Annotated in this window: 19 protein-coding genes; 8 read left to right on the top strand and 11 right to left on the bottom strand. The window is 70.4% G+C overall.

Annotated features, from left to right (window positions below; all coding sequences use genetic code 11):
• Positions 1-588: 588 nt before the first annotated feature.
• Positions 589-2,487 (top strand): glycoside hydrolase family 3 protein, encoded by a 1,899-nt coding sequence (locus ABZX79_RS34715; protein ID WP_355266988.1) that lies wholly within the window; start codon positions 589-591, stop codon positions 2,485-2,487.
• A gap of 184 nt (positions 2,488-2,671) precedes the next feature.
• Positions 2,672-3,301, top strand: coding sequence for a hypothetical protein (locus tag ABZX79_RS34710; protein WP_355266985.1), 630 nt, complete (start codon positions 2,672-2,674; stop codon positions 3,299-3,301).
• A 67-nt stretch (positions 3,302-3,368) separates the two neighbouring features.
• On the opposite strand, the gene ABZX79_RS34705 is transcribed toward ABZX79_RS34710, so the two are convergent.
• The 4 genes from ABZX79_RS34705 to ABZX79_RS34690 form a co-directional block, all read right to left on the bottom strand.
• A complete protein-coding gene (locus ABZX79_RS34705) occupies positions 3,369-4,802 on the bottom strand; it encodes a S28 family serine protease (protein WP_355266982.1) in 1,434 nt (477 codons plus the stop codon).
• 67 nt (positions 4,803-4,869) lie between these two features.
• Positions 4,870-5,241 carry a hypothetical protein gene (locus tag ABZX79_RS34700; protein ID WP_355266979.1) on the bottom strand — a complete coding sequence of 124 codons (372 nt, stop codon included), beginning with the start codon at positions 5,239-5,241 and terminating at the stop codon, positions 4,870-4,872.
• Positions 5,242-5,405: 164 nt separating this feature from the next.
• Positions 5,406-5,780: a hypothetical protein gene (locus ABZX79_RS34695; protein ID WP_355266976.1), complete on the bottom strand. Its 375-nt coding sequence runs from the start codon at positions 5,778-5,780 to the stop codon at positions 5,406-5,408.
• 71 nt (positions 5,781-5,851) lie between these two features.
• Entirely contained in the window at positions 5,852-9,583 is a 3,732-nt protein-coding gene (locus ABZX79_RS34690) for an ABC transporter ATP-binding protein (RefSeq protein ID WP_355266973.1), read from the bottom strand.
• 172 nt (positions 9,584-9,755) lie between these two features.
• Here ABZX79_RS34690 and ABZX79_RS34685 point away from each other — a divergent pair, with 172 nt between their 5' ends.
• Together ABZX79_RS34685 and ABZX79_RS34680 are read left to right on the top strand one after the other, a co-directional pair.
• Complete coding sequence (locus tag ABZX79_RS34685) at positions 9,756-10,139, top strand: type II toxin-antitoxin system RelE/ParE family toxin (protein ID WP_355266970.1); 384 nt, start codon at positions 9,756-9,758, stop codon at positions 10,137-10,139.
• Positions 10,139-10,480: a helix-turn-helix transcriptional regulator gene (locus ABZX79_RS34680; RefSeq protein ID WP_355266967.1), complete on the top strand. Its 342-nt coding sequence runs from the start codon at positions 10,139-10,141 to the stop codon at positions 10,478-10,480. Before ABZX79_RS34685 ends, ABZX79_RS34680 begins: the two co-directional genes overlap by 1 nt.
• 13 nt (positions 10,481-10,493) lie before the next feature.
• Here ABZX79_RS34680 and ABZX79_RS34675 read toward each other — a convergent pair whose 3' ends face one another.
• Positions 10,494-11,411 carry a serine hydrolase gene (locus ABZX79_RS34675; RefSeq protein WP_355266964.1) on the bottom strand — a complete coding sequence of 306 codons (918 nt, stop codon included), beginning with the start codon at positions 11,409-11,411 and terminating at the stop codon, positions 10,494-10,496.
• Positions 11,412-11,561: 150 nt separating this feature from the next.
• Between ABZX79_RS34675 and ABZX79_RS34670 the strand changes: the two genes are divergently transcribed.
• A complete protein-coding gene (locus ABZX79_RS34670; RefSeq protein ID WP_355266961.1) occupies positions 11,562-11,930 on the top strand; it encodes a hypothetical protein in 369 nt (122 codons plus the stop codon).
• 22 nt (positions 11,931-11,952) lie between these two features.
• On the opposite strand, the gene ABZX79_RS34665 is transcribed toward ABZX79_RS34670, so the two are convergent.
• The 3 genes from ABZX79_RS34665 to ABZX79_RS34655 form a co-directional block, all read right to left on the bottom strand.
• Complete coding sequence (locus tag ABZX79_RS34665) at positions 11,953-13,635, bottom strand: thiamine pyrophosphate-binding protein (RefSeq protein ID WP_355266958.1); 1,683 nt, start codon at positions 13,633-13,635, stop codon at positions 11,953-11,955.
• A 130-nt stretch (positions 13,636-13,765) separates the two neighbouring features.
• Positions 13,766-14,761 (bottom strand): agmatinase, encoded by a 996-nt coding sequence (speB, locus tag ABZX79_RS34660; protein ID WP_355266955.1) that lies wholly within the window; start codon positions 14,759-14,761, stop codon positions 13,766-13,768.
• Between the two features lie 42 nt (positions 14,762-14,803).
• The gene (locus ABZX79_RS34655; RefSeq protein ID WP_355266952.1) at positions 14,804-16,306 is read right to left on the bottom strand and encodes a sodium:solute symporter; all 1,503 of its coding nucleotides are present in this window, start codon (positions 16,304-16,306) and stop codon (positions 14,804-14,806) included.
• A gap of 186 nt (positions 16,307-16,492) precedes the next feature.
• Here ABZX79_RS34655 and ABZX79_RS34650 point away from each other — a divergent pair, with 186 nt between their 5' ends.
• The 3 genes from ABZX79_RS34650 (at position 16,493) to tesB (ending at position 20,277) form a co-directional block, all read left to right on the top strand.
• Positions 16,493-18,115, top strand: coding sequence for a PucR family transcriptional regulator ligand-binding domain-containing protein (locus ABZX79_RS34650; protein ID WP_355266949.1), 1,623 nt, complete (start codon positions 16,493-16,495; stop codon positions 18,113-18,115).
• 107 nt (positions 18,116-18,222) lie between these two features.
• The gene (locus ABZX79_RS34645; protein WP_355266946.1) at positions 18,223-19,380 is read left to right on the top strand and encodes an acyl-CoA dehydrogenase family protein; all 1,158 of its coding nucleotides are present in this window, start codon (positions 18,223-18,225) and stop codon (positions 19,378-19,380) included.
• 24 nt (positions 19,381-19,404) lie between these two features.
• The gene (gene tesB / locus ABZX79_RS34640) at positions 19,405-20,277 is read left to right on the top strand and encodes an acyl-CoA thioesterase II (RefSeq protein ID WP_355266943.1); all 873 of its coding nucleotides are present in this window, start codon (positions 19,405-19,407) and stop codon (positions 20,275-20,277) included.
• 49 nt (positions 20,278-20,326) lie between these two features.
• On the opposite strand, the gene ABZX79_RS34635 is transcribed toward tesB, so the two are convergent.
• The 3 genes from ABZX79_RS34635 to ABZX79_RS34625 all read right to left on the bottom strand — a co-directional run bounded on the left by ABZX79_RS34635 (position 20,327) and on the right by ABZX79_RS34625 (position 22,143).
• Entirely contained in the window at positions 20,327-20,536 is a 210-nt protein-coding gene (locus ABZX79_RS34635) for a DUF2191 domain-containing protein (protein ID WP_355266940.1), read from the bottom strand.
• Between the two features lie 100 nt (positions 20,537-20,636).
• Positions 20,637-21,428, bottom strand: coding sequence for a phosphatase (locus tag ABZX79_RS34630; protein WP_355266937.1), 792 nt, complete (start codon positions 21,426-21,428; stop codon positions 20,637-20,639).
• 94 nt (positions 21,429-21,522) lie between these two features.
• Complete coding sequence (locus ABZX79_RS34625) at positions 21,523-22,143, bottom strand: TetR/AcrR family transcriptional regulator (RefSeq protein ID WP_355266935.1); 621 nt, start codon at positions 22,141-22,143, stop codon at positions 21,523-21,525.
• Positions 22,144-22,149 lie beyond the last annotated feature (6 nt).

The raw sequence follows: 22,149 nt of genomic DNA, 5'->3' as shown, positions 1-22,149 counted from the left end.
GCGCAGCGCAATCGCCGCAGGCGACGCGACGCAGGAGCGCCCTTGAGGGGCGGGCCTCCGCCGCCACACTTACATGTGGCGGCCCCCATCGCAGAAGCGACCAACGCCCCAGGGCCGCCAACGCCCGCCCGGTGTGTTCAGCCGAAGCGGGGGCGCCGGAGGGCGGTGCTTCTGCTCCGCAGCTATCCCGACCCGGGACCATCCAGCCCAACAAGCCCACCCAGCCCACCCAGCCCACCCGGCCCATCCCTCCCACCCGCACCACTTCCGCGAAATTTCCGTTGCCGCGGGAACCTGTGGCGCACCGGTTCCGTCCAACCGGCGTACTGCCGGTGAGTCTCCGCACAGCGGTGTCGGCACTCGCTGCTGGCTGCGATCGCCGACTCCCCTCTCCAGCCGCCTGCGGCCGGCAGCACAGCCGCCACTGGTGCGCCCCCCTCCGAATGCGCCAGTGGCGGCCCCCTTTGCGGGGGGTCCTCGCTCCTATGTGCTGCCACACCCTTGACCTGGCAGTTACTTTCCGGATATCCGTGACTCCTTGGAAGTTTCCTTCAACTCCCTTGTCGGGTACGGCCGTAAGGAGCTCACGTGGACCACCACCGCACCTCCGCCTCCACCTCCAGACGCACCCTGCTCACCGCGACCGCCGCCGCAGTGGCCGCGACCGCCATCAGCTCCACTCCCGCCGCCGCCTCGGACACCGCCACAGGCACAGGCACAGGCACAGGCACAGGCACAGGCACAGCCTCAGGTGACGAGTCCGTCAGGGGCGTTGGGCGGGAACGGCTCAAGCGCCTCATCTCCCGGATGAGCCTCGAAGAGAAGGTCGGCCAGCTCTTCGTGATGCGGGCGTACGGGCACTCCGCGACCGAGCCCGACCAGGTCGACATCGATCTGAATCTCAAGGAGATGGGAGTCAGGACCGCCGCCGAACTCGTGGCGAAGTACCACGTCGGCGGCATCATCTACTTCGCCTGGGCGCACAACACCCGCGACCCTCACCAGATCGCCGATCTGTCGAACGGCATCCAGCGGGCCGGGCTCGCCCAGGACACCCCCGTCCCCCTCCTCATCTCCACCGACCAGGAGCACGGCATCGTCGCCCGCGTCGGCAAGCCCGCGACCCTCGTGCCGGGCGCGATGGCGCTAGGGGCCGGCGGGTCGCGTTCCGACGCGCGCAAGGCGGCGCAGATCGCGGGGGCCGAGCTCGCGGCCATGGGCATCGTGCAGAACTACGCGCCCGTCGCGGACGTCAACGTCAACCCGGCCAACCCCGTCATCGGCGTACGGTCCTTCGGAGCCGATCCGCAGGCCGTCGCCGGGATGGTTGCCGCGCAGGTCAAGGGGTATCAGGGCGCCGGGATCGCCGCCACCTCCAAGCACTTCCCGGGGCACGGCGACACCAAGGACGACAGCCACTACTCCCTCCCGACGATCCATCACACCGCCGAGCAGTGGGAGGAGCTGGACGCGCCGCCGTTCCGGGCCGCCATCGCCGCCGGCATCGACTCGATCATGACCGCGCATATCGTCGTACCGGCTCTCGATCCGGCCAAGGACCCGGCGACGCTCTCCAAGCCGATCCTGACCGGTGTTCTGCGCGAGCGCCTCGGCTACGACGGAGTCGTCGTGACCGACTCCCTCGCCATGGCGGGCGTACGCCAGAAGTACGGCGACGACCGGGTGCCCGTCCTCGCGCTCCTCGCCGGCTGCGACCAGCTGCTGAACCCGCCGGACCTGCCCGTCGCCTGGAACGCCGTCCTCAAGGCCGTCAAGGACGGCGAACTGAGCATGGCGCGAGTCGAGGAATCGATCCTGCGGATCCTGCTGCTCAAGGCCAAGCTCGGGCTGTTCCGCGACCCCTATGTCTCACACAAGGATGTGGACAGGACCGTGGGCGCGCGGGCTCACATCGACGCGGCCGACCGGATCGCCGAGGGGACCACCACCCTGCTCGCCAATGACAGCGGGCTGCTGCCGCTCAGCCGTCGTACGCACCGCAATGTGCTGGTGGTCGGCGCCGACCCCGCGTCCCCCACCGCGACCACCGGGCCGCCCACCACCGTCATCGCCAAAGCCCTGACCGAACTCGGCTTCACCGCCACGGCCCTGTCCACCGGGATCACCCCGACCCAGGCGAAGATCAAGGAAGCGGTCACCGCGGCCAAGGGCAAGGACGTGGTCGTGGTGGGGACGTACAACGTCTCCGCCACCAGTCCCCAGCGCACGCTCGTCCGCGAGCTGGCCGCGACCGGGGTGCCCGTCGTCGCCCTCGCCATCCGCAATCCGTACGACATCGCCCAGCTCGTCGGGACGGGGTTCGGCGCGAGCGTCGCCGCGTACTCCTGGACCGATGTCGAACTGCGCGCGGCCGTACGGGCCATCGCCGGCCATAGCGTGCCCGGAGGGAAGCTGCCCGTTCCGATACAGCGTGCGGACGATCCGGCGAAGGTGCTGTATCCGGTCGGGCACGGACTGACGTACTAGCGGACGTACGTATCCGGCGTACGCCGCCGTACGCCGGACCACCGCCGCACCACCGCCCCACCACCCCCCAAGTGGCGCAAAGCCCCCCGCGCGTCTGGCGTGCGCCCGCTCCAGCGGGTCACGCTGGGTGGACGTACCGGGGGGGTTCTGCATGCGTCGACGTCGCAGGGATCGGTTCAGGGGGGTGGCGTGCGCGCCGCTGCTGCTCGTCATCGCCGGCATGGTGGTCGCTTCGGCGCTGACTGGGTGCCAGCAGCCGTCATCCGGTCAGGGCGACGTGTCCGACAACAGCCTCGTCGGCACGGTCACACCATCGGGTTACGGCGCCACCTTCCTCGGTGTCGGGGAATGCAGCTCGCGCGGGCGCGACTTCCGTGAGGTGTCCTGCGCGAGCGAGAAGGCTGCGGCCCGGGTGCTGGCCCGGCACGAGGGGCCTCATGCCGAGGGGCCGGCCTGCCCGGCCCGTACGGACTTCGTGCTGCACATCTCGGAAAGTCTGTCGGAGAGCCGGTCCTCGTTCGATGAAGACGGCGACGGGGCCGTGCCGCGCGGGTTCGCGTGCATGCGCAATCTGGAGCAGCCACATCCGGGCGATCCGGGGAATGGGGGCGGGCCACGGACGGTCGTCGGGGACTGTGTCTACACGGCGCGCAAGGGGCAGGTGAAGGAGACGCCCTGCGACGGGTCGGGCGAGATGGCCCCGGAGTTCGAGGTGGTGGCCGCCGTGCAGCGCCGTGCGCAGTGCCCGTCGGCGACGGCGTTGTACGTCCAGCTGGGCGGGGAGAAGGCGGTGGGCTGCGCCCGCCGGGTGTGAAACCACGGCGGGCGCAGCCCGTTCGAGCGTTGCGTTGCGTTGTTGCGGTGCGTTGCGTTGCGTTGCGTTACGGGCGCAGCGTCTGCCTCTGCTCCACGTCGCGCTTGTCCAGCTTCGCGTCGTACCGTGCCAGCGGCTTGGCCTTCGCCGGGTCCGCCTGGACGGCGGCCGGGGCCACGCCCGCCCATTCGAGGATCGCGGCGGTCGCCTTCGCCTTCTCGGCGGGGGCGAGGCCCGCGACGTTGGCGCCGTGGTTGGCGCCGGGCGCGGTGTAGACGTACGAGTCGCGCGCGCCCTTGCCGAGGCGGAAGGGTTCGGCGCTCCACGGGTCGTTCTGGCCGTTCACGAACAGCATCCGCGTGGCGTTGTGCCGCACCCAGCTGTCCACGTCCCGCATCGCGCGCGGGTTGAACTTCATCGGGATGTCGCGCGGCACGTAGACACGCGGCTGGAAGAAGTCCGGGCCGTACTTCATGAGGCCTTCGAGGTGCGGGTACTTGATCTGCGGCGCGCCCAGCTGGGTGCCCGCCTGGTAGTAGTACGGCGTGTACGTCGCCAGGCTGTCGTCGCTGTAGGCGGCGAACCCGGAGATCGCGTCGACGTAGTCGTAGATGACCTGGTCGGAGGAGTCCGCGGCGGGCACGTCCGCGCAGTCGCTGGCCTTGCTGTACTGCCAGAAGGCCCACACGAAGTCGAGGACCGTGGACTCGTACGCCTTGTCCAGGCTGCCGACGGTGTTGAAGGTGGCGTTGTTGGCGTCCGCCCACTCCTTGACCTTGGCGCTCAGCGGACCGCGCCGCTCAAGTGCCTCGCGCTGTACGGCGTTGAGCGCGTCGCGGCACTCCTTGGTGCCGACGCCCTGGAAGAAGCGGTCGTACGCCGCGTCCTCCTTGTTCACCACGTCGTTGGGGGCGACGTACGCGACGACGCCGTCCATGTCGCGCGGGTAGAAGCGCTCGTAGTACGTCGCGGTCATGCCGCCCTTGGAGCCACCGGTCGAGATCCACTTCTTGGAGTAGATCTTCTTCAGGTCGGTGAAGATGCGGTGCTGGTCACTCGCGGCCTGCTTGATGTCGAGCTTCGACCAGTCGGCGGGATCCGCCGGGCGGGACGGTGTGAAGAAGCGGTACTCCATCGAGACCTGGTTGCCGTCGACGATCGTCGTCGGCTCACTGCGGCGCGGGGTTGTCGAGACGTTGTAACCGCTGGTGAAGAAGACCGTCGGGCGGTTGGTGTCCTTGTGCAGCAGGGTGACGCGCTGCTTGAAGGTGCCCTTGGACGGGTTCCGGTGGTCGACCGGCTGGGTGTAGTTCAGTACGAAATAGCGATAGCCGGTGTACGGCTTCTCCTCAACCAGGCTCATGCCCGGTATCGCGAGTATTCGCTCCTTGATGTCCTGCTCCGGCTCTGCGGTGGTGACCGCCCCGGCCGGTGCGCTGCCGAGTCCTACGGTGCCTATGAGCACCGCGAACGACAGCAGCATGCTGCGCGCCTTGCGCATTCGCCCTCCCCTGTTCAGTCACAGACGACGGGGCGAACCTAGCCGGGCAACTCCCGTACCACCAGCCTCAGCAGAGAATCCAGCCGGTCGATGCGTTCCGCGCACCGACCGAACCATGCGCCCGCACACAGCGGTTGAGGGCGTAGACCGTCACCGGTCCGGCGCGGTGGGTGAAGCGGCCGCTGTCCCTGGCGGTGCGGCTGCCGCGCGCCTGGATGGTGACCGTCATGGTCTGCCGTACGCCGGGGCGCTTGGAGACGGTGATGGCGCAGGCGTAGCGGCGGCTCTTGTAGATGCGCAGTTCTCCGGTGGCGAAGGCGACCGTCTTCACTTTCCGGCCGGAACAGGCAGATCCGGCAGACGCCGCCTCGGCACTTCCGGTGCCGGGGCTCGCGAGAGTCAGTCCCGCCGCCGCGATCACGATGGCAAGTCCGTACATCAGGTGTTTTCTCATCGCCCCACCCGCCACAGCGAACACACGTGTCCCCTTCCCCCACATGAGCGTACGTGCGTACGGACGCTCGGGAAACACGGCGCGGTTGCGGGACTTCCGCGCAAAGGTTCGACGGGTTGGGACAACCGAATCCTCCGGGATCAGGAGTCTCAGCCGCGGCTGAGGACGAGCACCAGGAACATCCCCTCCATGGCGAGTTGGGTCCACAGCGCCGCGCGGCGAATCCGCTCGGCACCTGCCATGCGCGACGGTATGAAGAGGGCGGTGCAGCACGCCACCAGCGCGGCGACGAGCGCCGCCACGAACGCCCAGCCGGGCGGCGAGGCGCCGCACGCGTCGCCCCCGTACTTGAGGCAGCGCCCGCCCTGTTCGGTGGAGACGGAAGCCACCCAGGCCACCACGGCGCCGGGAAGCAGCAGCACGGCCGCGAACACGGAGGCCATGCGCAGGCGGACGGCGGTTCGGGAGGCGGGCGGGGGCGTGCTGACGTCGCGCATCCAGCCGGCGTGGTCGACCTTGTTCATGCCCCCGATCAAAGCGGAGCCGGCCCCGCTGAGGGACCGGCTCCGCTACTCATCTTCCGCACGGAACATACTCAGACGGCCGCCGGCTCGTCCTCGCCCACGAACGTGCGCCACAGTCGGGCGTACGTCCCCTCCAGGGCCAGCAGTTCGTCGTGTGTGCCGTCCTCGACGACCCGGCCGTGGTCCATGACCACGACCCGGTCCGCGCGCGCCGCCGTCGTCAGGCGGTGGGCGACGACCAGCGTGGTACGGCGGCCGGTGAGGCGGTCCGTGGCCTGGTTGACCTGGGCCTCGGTCGCCAGGTCCAGGGCCGCGGTCGCCTCGTCGAGCAGCAGGACGTCGGGGTCGACGAGTTCGGCGCGGGCGAGCGCGATGAGCTGGCGCTGGCCGGCGGAGAGGTTGCGGCCGCGCTCGGCGACCTCGTGCAGGTAGCCGCCGTCGAGCGTCGCGATCATGTCGTGCGCGCCGACCGCCCGGGCCGCCGCCTCCACCTCGGCGTCAGTGGCGTCGTGCCGGCCGTAGGCGATGGCGTCGCGGACCGTGCCGGCGAAGAGGTACGCCTCCTGCGGTACGACGCCGAGGCGGTGCCGGTACGCCGTGATGTCGAGGTCGCGCAGGTCGGTGCCGTCGGCGGTGATCCGCCCGGAGGTCGGGTCGTAGAAGCGGGCGACGAGCTTGACGACGGTGGACTTGCCCGCGCCGGTCTCGCCGACGAAGGCGACGGTCTGGCCGGCCGGAATCCGCAGATCGATCCCGCTGAGCGCCTCTTCCTCATCGCCGTACTGGAAGCGCACGTCCTCGAAGGCGATCTCGCCGCGCAGCGACGGGACTTCCTTCGGCCGCTCGGCCGCGGCGGTCGAGGTGGGCTCCTGGAGCAGTTCCTGGATGCGCCGCAGGGAGACCGTGGCCTGCTGGTATCCGTCAAAGACTTGGGAGAGCTGCTGTACGGGCGCGAAGAACAGGTCGATGTAGAGGAGGTACGCGACAAGCGCGCCGGTGGTGAGTGTGCCCGCGTCCACCCGCCCGGCGCCGACGATCAGCACCGCGGCGGCGGCGGCGGACGACAGCAGCTGCACGAACGGGAAGTAGATGGAGATCAGCCACTGGCCGCGCACCCGCGCCTGCCGGTAGCTGTCGCTGCGCTCGGCGAACCGCTCGGCGCCCGTGCGCTCGCGCCGGAACGCCTGGACGATGCGCAGCCCGGACACGGACTCCTGGAGGTCGGCGTTGACGAGACCGACGCGGTCGCGCGCCAGCTCGTACGCCTTGACGCTCGACTTGCGGAAGAAGTACGTACCGATGATCAGCACCGGCAGTGTCGCGAAGACGACCAGGGCCAGCTGCACGTCGATGACGAGGAGCGCGACCATGATGCCGAAGAAGGTGACGACGGAGACGAAGGCCGTGACGAGGCCGGTCTGGAGGAACGTCGACAGGGCGTCGACGTCCGTCGTCATGCGGGTCATGATGCGGCCGGTCAGCTCGCGCTCGTAGTAGTCGAGGCCGAGGCGCTGGAGCTGGGCGAAGATCTTGAGGCGGAGTGCGTAGAGCACGCGCTCACCGGTCCTGCCGGTCATCCGGATCTCGGCGGTCTGCGCGACCCACTGCACGACGACGGACAGCAGCGCGAGCCCGGCCGCCGCCCAGACCGCGCCGAGCGCGAGCTTGGTGACGCCGTCGTCGATGCCGTGCCGGATCATGACCGGCAGGAGCAGCCCCATGCCGGCGTCCACCGCGACGAGCGCGAGGCTGACCAGCAGCGGCAGCCCGAAGCCGCGCAGGAGGCGGCGCAGGCCGTACGACTCCTCGGGCTGGACGGCGCGGGTCTCGTCGATGTCGGGTACGTCGTTGGCGGGCGGCAGCGCCTCGACCTGGGCGAGCAGCTCGGGCGTGGCCGGCATCCCCGGCGCGTGGTCGGTGGCTGCCCGGTCGTCGGGCGAGGTCTCGTCCCGTACCCACAGCTCGGGCGTGATGCCGCGCTCGGCGTCGAATTCGGCGTCCAGCTCGGCCTGCACGGACCGGTCGTCCGCCGGCTCGGGCAACTTGGTGAGGATGTGCCCGGGCGATACGCCGCCGAGCTCGTCGGGGTCGGTGAGCAGCCGCCGGTAGAGGGCCGAGCGCTCCTGGAGCTCCTCGTGCGTACCGATGTCGGAGAGGCGGCCGCCGTCGATCACGGCGATGCGGTCGGCGAGGTTGAGGGTGGAGCGGCGGTGGGCTATGAGCAGCGTCGTACGCCCGGCCATGACGCCTTTCAGCGCCTCGTGGATCTCGTGCTCGACGCGGGCGTCCACGGCGGACGTGGCGTCGTCGAGGAGGAGCAGGCGGGGGTCGGTGAGGATGGCGCGGGCGAGGGCGATGCGCTGGCGCTGCCCGCCGGAGAGGGTGAGGCCGTGTTCGCCGACGGTGGTGTCGTAGCCGTTCGGCAGCTCGGATATGAAGCGGTCGGCCTGGGCGGCGCGGGCGGCGGCCAGGATCTGTTCTTCGGTGGCGTCCGGCAGGCCGTACGCGATGTTGGCGCGGACGGTGTCGGAGAACAGGAAGCTGTCCTCCGGTACGAGCCCGATGGCGGCCCGGAGCGAGTCGAGGGTGAGCTCGCGGACGTCGTGCCCGCCGACGAGGACGGCGCCTCGGGAGACGTCGTAGAAGCGCGGGAGGAGAAGCGACACGGTGGACTTGCCGCTCCCGGACGAGCCGACGACGGCGACGGTCTCCCCGGACCGGATCTCCAGCGAGAAACCGTCGAGGACGGGCCGGTCGTCGTCGTAGCCGAACGACACGTCGTCGAACTCGACGGTGGCGGGAGCGTCGGCGGGAAGCTCTTTGGTCCCGTCCTCGATGGACGGCTCGGTGTCGATCAGCTCCAGGACACGCTCGACACCGGCGCGGGCCTGCTGCCCGACGGTGAGGACCATGGCGAGCATGCGGACGGGGCCGACGAGCTGGGCGAGGTAGGTGGAGAAGGCCACGAACGTACCGAGGGTGATCTCCCCGCGCGTCGCGAGCCAGCCGCCGAGCGCGAGCATCGCGACCTGGCCGAGGGCGGGCACGGACTGGAGGGCGGGGGTGTAGCGCGAATTCAGCCGTACGGTCCGCATCCGCCCGGCGAAGAGCCGCCGGCTGACCCCGCGCAGCTTGCCGGTCTCCTGGTCCTCCTGGCCGAAGCCCTTCACGACGCGTACGCCGGAGACAGCCCCGTCGACGACGCCGGCGACGGCGGCGGCCTGGCCCTGGGCGTACCAGGTGGCCGGGAAGAGCCGCGTGCGGCTGCGCTTCGCGATGAACCACAGGGCGGGGGCGACGGCGAGGGCGACGAGGGTGAGGAGCGGCGAGAGCCACGCCATGATCCCGAGGGAGATGAAGAACAGCAGGAAGTTCCCGATGGTCATCGGGAGCATGAAGAGGAGGCCCTGGATGAGCTGGAGGTCGCTGGTGGCGCGGCCGACGACCTGACCGGTGGAGAGCTCGTCCTGGCGGCGTCCGTCGAGGCGGGTGATGGTCCCGTACATCTCGGTGCGGAGGTCGTGCTGGACGTCGAGGGCGAGGCGGCCGCCGTAGTAGCGGCGGATGTAGGTGAGGCCGTACACGACGACGGCGGCGACGATGAGCAGCCCGGTCCATACGGCGAGCGACCGCGTCTTGGCGCCGATGACGTCGTCGATGACCACCTTGGTGATCAGCGGGACGAGCGCCATGACGGCCATGCCGCCGAGCGACGATCCGAGGGCGAGCACGACATTGCGCCGATACCTCCAGGCATAGCCCGCCAGCCGCCGTGCCCACCCTTGATCTGCCGCCGACGCCACTAGATGCCTCCCGATCGTCCTGCTCTGCCGGAAGTCACCAACGCGGTGAGGTGCGGATTTCATCCCGCCGGGGCGAATACGGGTCTCTGGTCCTAGGACCCCGTCACTCGTTCGGCGGACTTCCTGACTGTTTCCCCGAGTCATACACTGGAGTATCTATACATTCGAGTGTATGGAAGATCCTTTTATGGTCGAGATCGAGCCGGAGGTCCGGCTGTGGCTCATGAACCTGTCCGATTCGGACTATCTCGTGGTCGAGCACGTGACCAATCGACTGTTGAACCACCCGACGACTCTCGGTGAGCCATACTCGCGTTACTTGGGCGATGGGGTCCGGGAGCTGCGCTTCGATCTGGGCAACAACCGCGACGCCATACGGATCCCGTACTGGCTCGCACCAGGGCGGAGGGTGGTACTCCTGACGGTCTTCCGCAAGACACGGCCGCGCGAAGACGCCGAGGTCGCGCGTGCCAAGCGGGCCAGGACAATCTGCGCAGCCGAGCACGAGCCCGCGCACGAGGAATTCACGCGTGCCGTCAAGAGAGGAGAAGTGTGATGGTGAGTCACGCTCACTGGAAGCTCGCCAGGGACCGGAAGGTCGCCCAGGGCATCTCGGAAGATCCAGAGGTGACCAAACGGCGCGAGGAGATCAGCCTGGCATTCGATCTCGGTCAGGCGGTGTACGACCGGCGAACCGAGCTCGGGATCTCGCAGACCGAGCTCGCGCAGCGCGCCGGCATGACGCAGCCGCAGATCTCCAAGTTGGAGCTGGGCGGCACCATGCCGACGCTGCCGCTGCTCGCGCGGCTGGCGCGGGCGATGGAGGCCTCGTTGAGGGTGGAGCTCGACGGTGATACGTCCGTTGTCGCGTTCCGCGCACGTACCACCGCCGCCTGACGGAGCCGGTCCGTCAGGACTTCGGTACCGCCGGGATCGCCTCGCGGGGCGTCTGGGTCGGGGCGTACAGGGTCGATGCGGAGGCCGTCGGGTTGAGGGCCTTGTGGATGGCGCGGGACACGGCCTGGATGGTGTTCACGCCGTCGTTCATGGTGGCGTTGTCGTAGGTGAGTACGGTGATGCCGTAGTCGTGACCGTTACCGGTGAACGCGCCGATGGAGTGGACCCGCCAGCCGTGCGTCGAGCGGGGCAGCCAGCCGTTCTTGACCTGGATCTTGGCGGTGGACGGGGCGCCGGCCGGAGTGCCCCAGCGCTGGGAGGAGATGACCTTGCCCATCAGGCCGAGGGTGTACTTCCGCGAATTGTCGCTCAGGACGGTGTTCTTCGCGGTGAGCAGCGCGAGCAGCTTCTGCTCGTCGCGGGCGGTGATCTGGGTCAGGCCCCAGTAGCCGCCGGTGCCGGGGACGGTCTGGGTCATCCCGGCGGCGGCCAGGAAACCCTTGATCTTCGTCATGCCGAGCTGCCGCCACAGCGTGCTGGTGGCGTTGTTGTCCGACTTCGTGATCATGTCGGTGGCGAGCGTGTTCTCGCGCGACGTCAGGTAGCGGTTGGTCTTCTTCGCGTCCCACAGCAGCGTGGCGAGGACGGTCACCTTGACCACGCTCGCGGAGTCGTACTTCTGCGTGGCGCGCAGGGTGCAGGTGGTCTTGGTGGTGCGGTCGTACAGCGAGATCGCGGTCGTGGACTTCCGCCCCTTGAGCGCCTCGGTGATCCCCGTGGTCAGCTTGGCCGCGAGCCCGGTCTTCGCCGAGGTACAGACCACCGTCGGCGCGGTGGCGGCAGCGGCGGGCGCCGCGGCGGCGAGGGGCACGAGTACCGCCCCGGCCAGGGCTGCGGCGGTCGTGGCGAGCGTTATTCGACTGTGCGTCATGGTGTGGTTTTCCGTCCCCTCGTGACTTCTTCTTCAGATGACCCTTGGGGGGCCGAAAGGTTGTACGGGACGCGGGGGCGGCGGAACCGATGTTCCTCGCCGGATCGTACGGGGTAGTGATGCCGGTCCATGGACGAACGGGGAGGAACCATGCCTGCAGACAAGCCGAGTGACGCCGAACTCTGCGGCCGGCTCTACGCGGCTCTCGCCGCACTGCAAAAACTCAGCGCACCGGGCAACAACCACTCATTGGGGCGCCCGGGGGCCTGCGCGAAGGCCGCCGAGCATCCTGAGCGGCAACTGCGCGAGCACCTGAACAACGTGGTCAAGTACTTCGTGGAGGCACGGAAGCAGGGCAAGGCCGAGATCGCCACGGAGCTCTTCGGATCGATACCCGGCCTGCTGCCTTCGGGGAACCGTCTGCCGGGGGACCTGGATCACGAGAAGCGCGAGCAGTTCTGCAAGGGCCGCCGGGCGCAGGAGGAGTCCCTCCAGAAGGCGCACCCGGCGCTGGCATAGCCAGGCCGGGCGCACGAACCGGTCACAGGTGCGTCGGGGCGAACATCCGGAGGAGCGCCGGGAGTACGAGGACCGAAGGGCCGGGAGTGGAGAAGGACTTGGCCAGGTCTTCGGTCAGGGTCTCGGGGGTCGTCCTGTGTGCCGGTACGCCGAAGGATTCGGCCAGGGCGATGAAGTCCGGGCGGGCGAGTTCCGTGCCGGTGGCCTCGTCGAAGGCGTCGGTCATGTATTCGCGGAGGATGCCGTAACCGCCGTCGTCCACGATCAGCCAGGTCACCGGGAGGTTGTGCTGGCGGGCCGTGGCGAGTTCCGCGATGGAGTACATCGCGCCGCCGTCGCCGGACACCGCGAGTACGGGACGGGTACGGTCCGCCGCCGCCGCGCCCAGCGCCGCCGGGAAACCGTAGCCGAGGCCGCCCGCGCCCTGCGCCGAGTGCATGGTGTTGGGGTGGCGGGGGTCGAAGGCCGACCAGGCCCAGTAGGCGAGAATCGTCATGTCCCAGAAGCTCGGGGACGTGGCGGGGAGAGCCTCCCGGATCGATGCGAGCAGGTGCTGCTCCAGGGGGAGGTCCTGGGAGGCGATGCGGGCGCGGACCTTCGACAGCACCGCCGCCACTCGCTCCGCCGCCCCCTCGTCCTCGCGGTCCTCCGCCGTCTCCAGCAGCGCCGAAAGCGCCAGGCGGGCGTCCGCGTGGATGCCGAGCGCCGGGTGGTTCGATTCGAGCTTGCCCAGGTCGGCGTCGATCTGGATGATCCGGCCGCGCGGGCTGAACGTGAAGTAGTTGGAGGACAGTTCGCCCAGGCCGCTGCCGACTACCAGGAGTACGTCCGCCTCTTCCAGGAAGTCCGTCGTGTGGCGGTCCTCCAGCCACGACTGGAGCGAGAGGGGGTGTTCCCACGGGAACGCGCCCTTGCCGCCGAACGTCGTGACGACCGGTGCGTTCAGCTTCTCCGCGAGCGCGAGCAGTTTGCCGGAGGCGTCGGAGCGTACGACACCGCCACCCGCGATGATCGCCGGACGGGCGGCCGTCGACAGCAAGTGGGCGGCGAGGGCCGTCAGTTCGGGGCGTGGAGGGAGTTCGTGCGGGGTTGCGTCCATCGCTGTGACGACGGGGAGGGTCGTCTCCGCCAGGAGTACGTCCTGGGGGATCTCGATCCATACCGGGCCGTGCGGGGCCGTCAGGGCCGATTCCCACGCCTCGGCGATCGCCGACGGGATCTGCGACGCCGTACGGACCGTGTGGACCGACTTCACGATGTCGCGGAACGACGCCTTCTGGTCGCGCAGTTCGTGCAGGTAGCCGTGCCGGCCGCCGCCCAGTCCCGGCGACGGGATCTGGCTGCTGATCGCGAGTACGGGGGCCGACGCCGCCGCCGCCTCCTGGAGCGCGGCGAGGGAGGTGAGGGCCCCCGGGCCGGTGGACAGGAGCAGCGGGGCCGCCTCGCCGGTGATCCGGCCGTACGCGTCGGCGGCGAAGCCCGCGTTGTTCTCGACGCGCAGGCCGACGTACGAGAGGGAGGATCGGCGCAGTGCGTCGAACATGCCCAGCGCGTGCTGGCCCGGGAGGCCGAAGACGGTGGTCGCGCCGAGGCCGGTCAGGGTCTCGACGACGAGGTCGCCGCCGTTGCGGCCGGCCGGCGGGTTCAGTGCCGCCTCGGTCTGCGCGGCGGTGGGCCGCAGGACCAGGTCGTGGTCGTGGGTCATACGTACATCCCTTCCGTCGTCGTGCCGGGCCTCCCGGCCCGTGCCGACGTTGCGGCCGCGTGCCGCGGCCGGCCCGCCGTACGCACGTGTGAGCGCGGCGGGCGGGCCGGTGCCGGCTCCAGCGGTGAGGTTACTTCGCGGTCTGCTCCGCGCCGGCGGCGCGGTTCGCCGCGATCTGCCGGGACATGATCGTCGTCAGCTCGTACGCCGTGTGGGAGGCGGCGACGGAGGTGATCTCGGCGTGGTCGTACGCCGGCGCGACCTCGACCACGTCCGCCGAGACGAGGTTGCAGGAGGACAGGCCGCGCAGGATCTCCAGGAGCTCGCGGGAGGTCATGCCGCCCGCCTCCGGCGTGCCGGTGCCGGGCGCGTGGGCCGGGTCGAGGCAGTCGATGTCGATGGAGATGTAGAGCGGGCGGTCGCCGATGCGCTGGCGGAGCTGGTCGGCGACCTCGTCGGCGCCGCGCCGGTAGACGTCGGACGACGTGACGATGCCGAAGCCCATCTTCTCGTCGTCGGTCAGGTCCTGCTTGCCGTAGAGGGGGCCGCGGATACCGACGTGCGAGAGCGCCTCGGTGTCGAGGATGCCCTCCTCGACGGCCCGGCGGAACGGCGTGCCGTGGGTGTACTCCGCGCCGAAGTACGTGTCCCACGTGTCCAGGTGCGCGTCGAAGTGCAGCAGGGCCACCGGGCCGTGCTTCTTCGCGACCGAGCGCAGGAGCGGAAGGGCGATGGTGTGGTCGCCGCCGAGCGTCATCATGCGGGCGCCGGAGCCGATGAGGTCGTCGGCCGCGGCCTCGATCGTCTCGACGGCCTCGTTGATGTTGAACGGGTTGGCGGCGATGTCACCGGCGTCCGCGACCTGTGCGAGCGCGAAGGGCGACGCGTCCTGCGCCGGGTTGTACGGGCGCAGGAGGCGCGAGGCCTCGCGGATCGCGTTGCCGCCGAAACGGGCGCCGGGGCGGTAGGAGACCCCGGAGTCGAAGGGCACGCCGACGATGGCGACATCGGCGGTGCCGACCTCGTCGAGGCGCGGCAGCCGCGCGAACGTCGCCGGGCCCGCGTACCGCGGGATGCGGGAGGAGTCGACGGGCCCGCGGAACTGCTGCTCGCTGCTGCTGCTCATGTCTATTGCCTTCTTTCGTACGCTTCGTTGCGTTATATGACTTTAGCCCGGCGTGGGGACGGACTCGGACTCGGACTGGGGCTCGGGCTCGGAACCGGGCCCGGCTTCGGCGCCCCGGCCCGCCAGCCGCTCGCGCCAGGCGGCCAGGACGGCGGCGTCGGTCGGCGGGGTGGCGAGGCTGACGACGACGTACGCCGCGAGCGACAGCAACAGGCCGTAGTAGACGGGCTCGTTGGCGAGGATTCCGTACCAGCCCATCAGACCGACGACCGCGAGGCCGCCGACCGTGACGGACGCCAGGGCGCCGTACACCGTGCCGCGCTTCCACAGCAGACCGCCGAGGATCGGGACCAGCAGGCCGCCGACGAGGAGGTTGTAGGCGACGGTGAGGGCCTCGACGACGTTGTTGAGGGCGATGGCGATGCAGACGACCGCGATGCCCATGATGAGGATGAAGATGCGGTTGCCGCGCACCTCGTCGTGAGCCTCGTCGCCCGGCGCTTCGTTCTTTACGACGCCTCGCAGCCGCGACCAGATGTCGTTGTTCGCAACCGTCGCGCAGGCGATCAGCGCGCCGGACGAGGTCGACATGACGGCCGCCAGCGCCGCCGCGAGGACCAGGCCGCGTACGCCCATGGGCAGCTCGTCCCTGACGATCGTCGCGAAGGCGTCGTCCGCGTGGGCCAGGTCCGGGTAGAGGACCTTGGCCGCCGTACCGATGACGGCGCCGGCGAGGGCGTAGACCAGGCAGTACGTGCCGGCGACCGTGCCGCCGTAGCGGGCGACCTTGTCGCTGCGGGCCGTGAAGACGCGCTGCCAGATGTCCTGGCCGATGAGCATGCCGAACGTATAAATCAGGACGTACGTGAAGATCGTCTCGCCACCGATGCCGAGCGGGTCGAAGTACTCCGTCGGAAGCTGCGCCTTCATCTCGCTGAAGCCGCCGGCCTTGACGACCGCGATCGGCAGGAGCAGGAGCAGCACGCCGATGGTCTTGACGACGAACTGCACCATGTCCGTCAGCGTGATCGACCACATGCCGCCGAGCGTCGAGTACGCGACGACGATGGTGCCGCCGAGGATGATCGACAGGCCGCGGTCCATGCTGAAGATGACGTCGAAGATCGTGGCGTACGCGATGGTCGAGGTGACGGCGAGCATGAGGGTGTACGCCCACATGACGACGCCCGAGATGATGCCGGCCCTGCCTCCGCCGTAGCGGAGGTCGAGCATCTCGCTGACCGTGTAGACCTTCAGGCGGGCGATGCGTGCGGAGAAGAAGATGCTGAGGGCGAGGAGTCCGAGGCCGATGGTGAAGACCATCCAGGCGCCGGAGAGGCCGTACTGGTAGCCGAGGCCCACGCCGCCGATTGTGGAGGCGCCGCCGAGGACGATGGCCGCCATCGTGCCGGAGTACATGCCCGGGCCGAGGCGGCGGCCCGCCACCAGGAATTCGCTCTTGGACTTGGCGCGGCGCATGCCCCACCAGCCCATGGCGAGCATTCCGGCCAGGTATATGACGATCACCGCGTAGTCGACGGCCATGGGCCATCCTCCTTCGAGCACCTCAGTGGCGTGTCGTGCAGGGATGTGTAGGGAGAGCGGCGGCTCTTGTGCGGGGACATCCGCCCGTACCCGCGGCCGCCGGTTCGCTCGACATTAAGTGGCTGGAAGGCGACGCTGAAGTGTACGTTTCATCCACTTCCTCGATCCCAGATGGATGGACCATCCATGCCGGAGCCTGTGGCCTCCCCTCCCACCCCTCCCGTGTCACTGGCGGCGCTGCTGGCGCGGGAGGAACTCGGCCTGCGCCGGATCGCGGGGCCCGAGGACGCTGATCTGCACTGGGTGCACACGTCGGAGATGGGCGACCCGTATCCGTACCTCCTCGGCGGCGAGCTCCTGCTGACCGCCGGTGTCCAGCTCACGGACCCCGAGCACTACGTCTCCCGGGTCGTAGAGGCGGGCGCTGCGGCGCTCGGCTTCGGTGTCGCGCCGGTGTACGACACGGTTCCGCCTGCCCTGGTGGCGGCGTGCGAGCGGCACGGGCTGCCGCTGGTGGAGGTGCCGCCGCCGACGACGTTCACCGCGATCGCCCGCGCGGTGTGGCGCCTGATGGCAGAGGCCCGCCACCGCGAGCTGCGCCGCGTCGCGCAGGCCCAGCAGGGCCTGGCCACGGCTGCGGCCCGCCCGGATCCCGTCCCCGCGGTCCTGCGGCAGCTGACGGCGCGGCTGGACGGGGCGTGGGCGGTGCTGCTGTCGGCGGAGGGTGCGCCCCTGGCGACGGCGGGGCGGGCGCCGACGCCGGAAGCCCACGCGGCGCTGACCCGGCTGGCGCGCGTGGTCAACCCGCCGCAGCCGAAGCCCTCGGGGGCCGAGAGCGCCGCCCCCAGCACCACGCCGACCGGCACGGCGGCATCCGCACCCACCGGCAAGACCGCCCCCGCACCCAGGACCACGCCCGCCGGCGTGCCCGCCCCCGCGCCGGCTCCCCGGACCGCGTCCGCCTCTTCACCCGCCCCCAGAACCGCGCCCGCCTCCGCCACCGACACCGCCGGCGACAGCCATCTCGCCGCGTACGCCCTCACCGGCGGCCAGCGGCTGGCACTCGCAGTGGCCTCGGACCGGCGGGAGGCCGGGGACCACACCATCGCGGGTGTCGCCGTCGTACTGCTGTCGCTGCTCACCACGCCGCATCAGGGCGCCGCGGAGTCCGCCCGCGCCGCCGCGCTGGTGCGGCTGCTGCTCGGGGCGGACGCGGGGGAAGTGGCGCCGCTGCTCGGCGCGGGCGACTGGACCGTGGTGCACGCCCGCCCCACCGGTGCCTCTGGTCGCGATCCGCTCGCCGCCGCGGCGCTCGGCGCGACCCTCGGCAGTGCGCTGGTGGACGCGACGGACGAGGGAGGCGGCGTACGGGTCCTGCTGAGCGGCGCCCGGGAGATCGAGCCGCAGGCCGGGTGGACCCTCGGCGTCAGCTCCCCGGTGCCCGCGTCCGACCTGCCGGCCGCCGACATCCGCGCAGCACAGGCCGTACGCCGCGCCGAGGCCACCCGCAGCCCCCTCGTGCGCGACCGGGGCGAGGCGGGCGAGGGAATCGCCTCCCTGGTCGCCCCTGACGAGGCCCGCGCCCACGCCCGCGTACAGCTCGCGCCGATCGCCGACTCCCCCGCGCTCACCGCGACCCTGCGCACCTGGCTCTCGCTGCACGGCAGCTGGGACCGTACAGCCGTCGCGCTCGACGTCCACCGCAACACGGTCCGCCAGCGCATCGCCCGCTGCGCGGCCCTGCTCGACGCGGACCTGGACGACGCGGACGTACGGATGGATCTGTGGTTCGCGCTGCGCTGGCTGTGACGCGTACGACCGTCCTGGAGCCTGGACAGCCTTGGTGACTACCCGGTAACTTCGACTGAGCAAGCGCTTAGAACAGCATCGCCGATCCAGCACGAAGGGGGCGTCCCGTGCGCCGTAGCGTTTTTGACGAGGACCACGAGGCGTTCCGGAAGACGATCCGGGCCTTCATCGAGGCCGAGGTCGTACCCGTCTACGACGAGTGGTTCGCCGCGGGCCAGGCGCCGCGCGACTTCTACTACAAGCTCGGCGAGCTGGGCGTCTTCGGCATCCGGGTCCCGGAGGAGTACGGCGGCGCGGGCATCGAGTCGCACAAGTACGAGGCCGTGATGTACGAGGAGACGTCCCGCGCGGGCGTCAACTTCGGCGGCTCCGGCGTGCACGTACTGCTGGGCCTGCCCTACATCGAGATGCTTGCCACCGACGAGCAGAAGCAGCGCTACCTGCCGAAGTTCGTCACCGGCGAGGAGATGTGGGCGCTGGCGATGACCGAGCCGGGCACCGGCTCCGACGTCGCGGGCATGAAGACCACCGCCAAGCTCTCCGAGGACGGCACGCACTACGTCCTCAACGGCGCGAAGACGTTCATCACCGGCGGCGTGCACGCCGACCGCGTGATCGTGTGCGCCCGCACGGCCGCCCCGCGCGAGGACGACCGCCGCTTCGGCATCTCCCTGTTCGCCGTGGACACCAAGTCCGACGGCTACTCGGTCGGCCGCAAGCTGGACAAGCTCGGCCTGAAGACCTCCGACACCGCCGAGCTGGCGTTCGTCGACGTGAAGGTCCCGGCCGAGGACCTGCTCGGCGAGGAGAACAAGGGCTTCGGCTACCTGGGCAAGAACCTGGCCTCGGAGCGCTGGGGCATCGCGTTCGGCGCGTACGCACAGGCCAAGGCCGCGGTCCGCTTCGCGCAGCAGTACGTGACGGACCGAACCGTCTTCGGCAAGCCGGTGGCCTCCTTCCAGAACACGAAGTTCGAGCTGGCGGCCTGCCAGGCCGAGGTGGACGCCGCCGAAGCCGTCGTCGACCGCGCCCTGGAAGCCCTCGACGCGGGCGAGCTGACGCCGGCCGAGGCCGCGTCCGCGAAGCTGTTCACCACCGAGGTCGCGCACCGCGTCATCGACAAGTGCCTCCAGCTGCACGGCGGTTACGGGTTCATGAACGAGTACCCGATCGCCCGCCTGTACGCGGACAACCGCGTCAACCGCATCTACGGCGGCACCAGCGAGGTCATGAAGATGATCATCGCCAAGGACATGGGCCTGTAAGACCCACCCTGTAGAACGGCTCTTATGAACAAGGCACTCGACGCCCTCCTCGATCTGCTCGACCTGGAGCAGATCGAGGAGGACATCTTCCGAGGCGTGAGCCGTTCGGCGATCGTTCCCCGCGTCTTCGGCGGGCAAGTCGCGGCCCAGGCCCTCGTCGCCGCGGGCCGCACGGTCCCCGGCGAACGCCTCGCCCACTCCCTGCACGCCTACTTCCTGCGCGCGGGCGACCCGGGCGCGCCGATCGTCTACACCGTCGACCGCATCCGCGACGGCCGCTCCTTCACCACGCGCCGGGTCGTCGCCGTCCAGCACGGCCAGCCGATCTTCCACCTCTCCGCGTCCTTCCAGACGTACGAGGAGGGCCTGGAGCACCAGGCGGACATGCCGCCCGCGCCGGCCCCCGAGACGCTCCCGACGGCGGCCCAGATGCTGCCGCGGTACGCGGACCACTTCCTCGACCCGGGTGTCGTCGACCGCATGCTCGAAGCCCGCGCGGCGGTCGATCTCCGCTACGTCGACGCCCCGCCGTACGGCAGCGTCGGCGAACCGCGCGAGCCGCGCTCGCAGGTCTGGTTCCGTACGAACGGCAAGCTGGCCGACGACCCACTCCTGCACGTCTGCCTCGCGACGTACGTCTCCGACATGACGCTGCTCGACTCGGTACTGCTCGCGCACGGGCGCGGCGGCTGGGCGACCGGCGATGTGGTCGGCGCGTCGCTGGACCACGCGATGTGGTTCCACCGGCCGTTCCGGGCGGACGAGTGGCTGCTGTACGACCAGGAGTCGCCGTCCGCATCGGGCGGACGGGGTCTGGGCCAGGCCAGGATCTACACGCAGGACGGCCGACTGGCGATTTCCGTCATCCAGGAGGGCGTGGTCCGGGTACCTCGCTGACCGCACGGTCAGCCCGGCCCCGTCCGGTCAGTATCCTCACCCACCCCGATCACGCCCTCGGCCAGGTCGACCGGTAGCTGCCCTTGTCCAGCAGGATGTCGAAGTCGCCACGCTCACCCATGGTGGCGAGCTCTTCCAGTGCGATCAGGCGCCGACGGCGCTTGGCCACCTCGAAGAGAGCGGCGTTGACGGTGTCCTGCTCCGTCGTAGTGCCCAGTGTCGACGCGGCGTCGCTGAGGGCGTCGTCCCGATCTTCCATCCGGCGGAACATACACACCGCCCAGCCTGTGGGCGCCCGAAGCCCCGGGAAGGCCGCCGTACGAGTGACAGCCGGGCCCGCCCCCAGGAGCGCGCGAGTGTCAGGCCGCGCCTTCGCCCAGGCCCGCCGCGTCCAGCAGGTACGCCGTCATCGGGTCGTAGAAGCGCGGGTCCGTGACGTGGTCGTCGAGCGGGACGGTGACCTGGAGCGTGCCTTCCGCCTCCGCGATGAAGAGCGCCGGGTCGTTGGAGTCGGCGTATCCGACCGCGTCGATCCCGCGCTGACCGGCGCAGCCCGCCCACCCGTGGTCGGCGACGACGAGGTCGGGCAGGGGCCGCCCCTCGTGCTCCATCCCGTTGAGGATCGCCGTCATCGGCTCGGGCGAGTGCGTGTGCCACAGCGTCGCGCCGCGTTCCAGCATCGCGACGTCCGCGAACTGGAACACCATGCCCTCGTCCGCCATGAGCCCGCCGGGGATCCGTACGATCTCGCAGCCCGCGCGGCGCAGCGCGTCCGCTGTCTGGCGGTGTACGTCGAGCAGCCCGCCGGGGTGCCCGGTCGCGAACAGCACGCGCTCTTTGCCGGCGGCGGCCTTGCGCAGCCGTGCCGCCATGCGCTCCAGCGCGTCGACGGTCAGCTCGGGGTCAATGGTGTCCTGGCCCATGCGGTGCTCGGGGTCGTCACTGACGCCGCAGCGCTCGGCCATTACGGCGAGGACGTCCTGTTCGTCGGTCCAGCGGTCACCGAGTTCTAGACCGAGCCAGTAGTGGCGGTCACCGTTCGCGAGCTTGCGGTAGTGGGAGAGGTTGTTGTCGCGGGGAGTGGCGACGTCACCGGCGATGCGGGTGCGGGCGAGGTGATCGACAAGAGCGGCGCGGCTGGGTATCGGCATGAGCCCATTGTGCCGTCCGGCTCCCACCCCCGTCCGGCAAAGCTTGCCCCGGCGGGCAACGCGCAGCGGGGTCAGAGGCAGCGCCCCGGTTACCTCAGGCCACAACTCGAGGCGCCAGCGCCCCGAACGCCCCGTGCGCCAGCCGCCGCAGCAGCCCCTCCATCGCCGCCCGCCCCGGCAGTCCGTTGCCGTACGACCCCAGGTGCGGCGTCGAGTTGAGCAGCCCGAACACCGCGTGCACGGCCGACCGCGCCTCCGCCTCCGGTACGTCGGGATTCAGCTCCCGCACGACGGTGACCCACAGTTCGACGTACTGCCGCTGGAGCTGTCGGACCCGCTTGCGGTCGCTCTCCCTGAGCCGGTCCAGTTCACGGTCGTGCAGGGTGATCAGCGGCCGGTCGTCGAGCGCGAAGTCGATGTGGCCGTCGATGAGCGAGCCCAGGACGGCCGCCGGGCTGTCGGCCGATTCGGCGGCGGCGCGCTGCCTGCCGCCGTCCAGCAGCCGCTCACTGATGCCGACGAGCAGCTCGGCGAGCATGGCGTCCTTGCCCGGGAAATGACGGTAGAGACCGGGGCCGCTGATGCCTACGGCGGCGCCTATCTCGTCGACGCCCACGCCGTGGAAGCCGCGCTCGGCAAAGAGGCGGGCGGCCTCTTTGAGGATCTGCTCGCGGCGGGTCGGGGCCGCGACGCGGGCGGCGGCGTTGGTGCTCATGAGGCC

Source organism: Streptomyces sp. NPDC002994, from assembly GCF_040611155.1.
In the GTDB taxonomy this organism is placed as follows: domain Bacteria; phylum Actinomycetota; class Actinomycetes; order Streptomycetales; family Streptomycetaceae; genus Streptomyces.
Note: the sequence above shows the minus strand (reverse complement) of the source record. Positions and strands in the feature narration are given on the sequence as shown.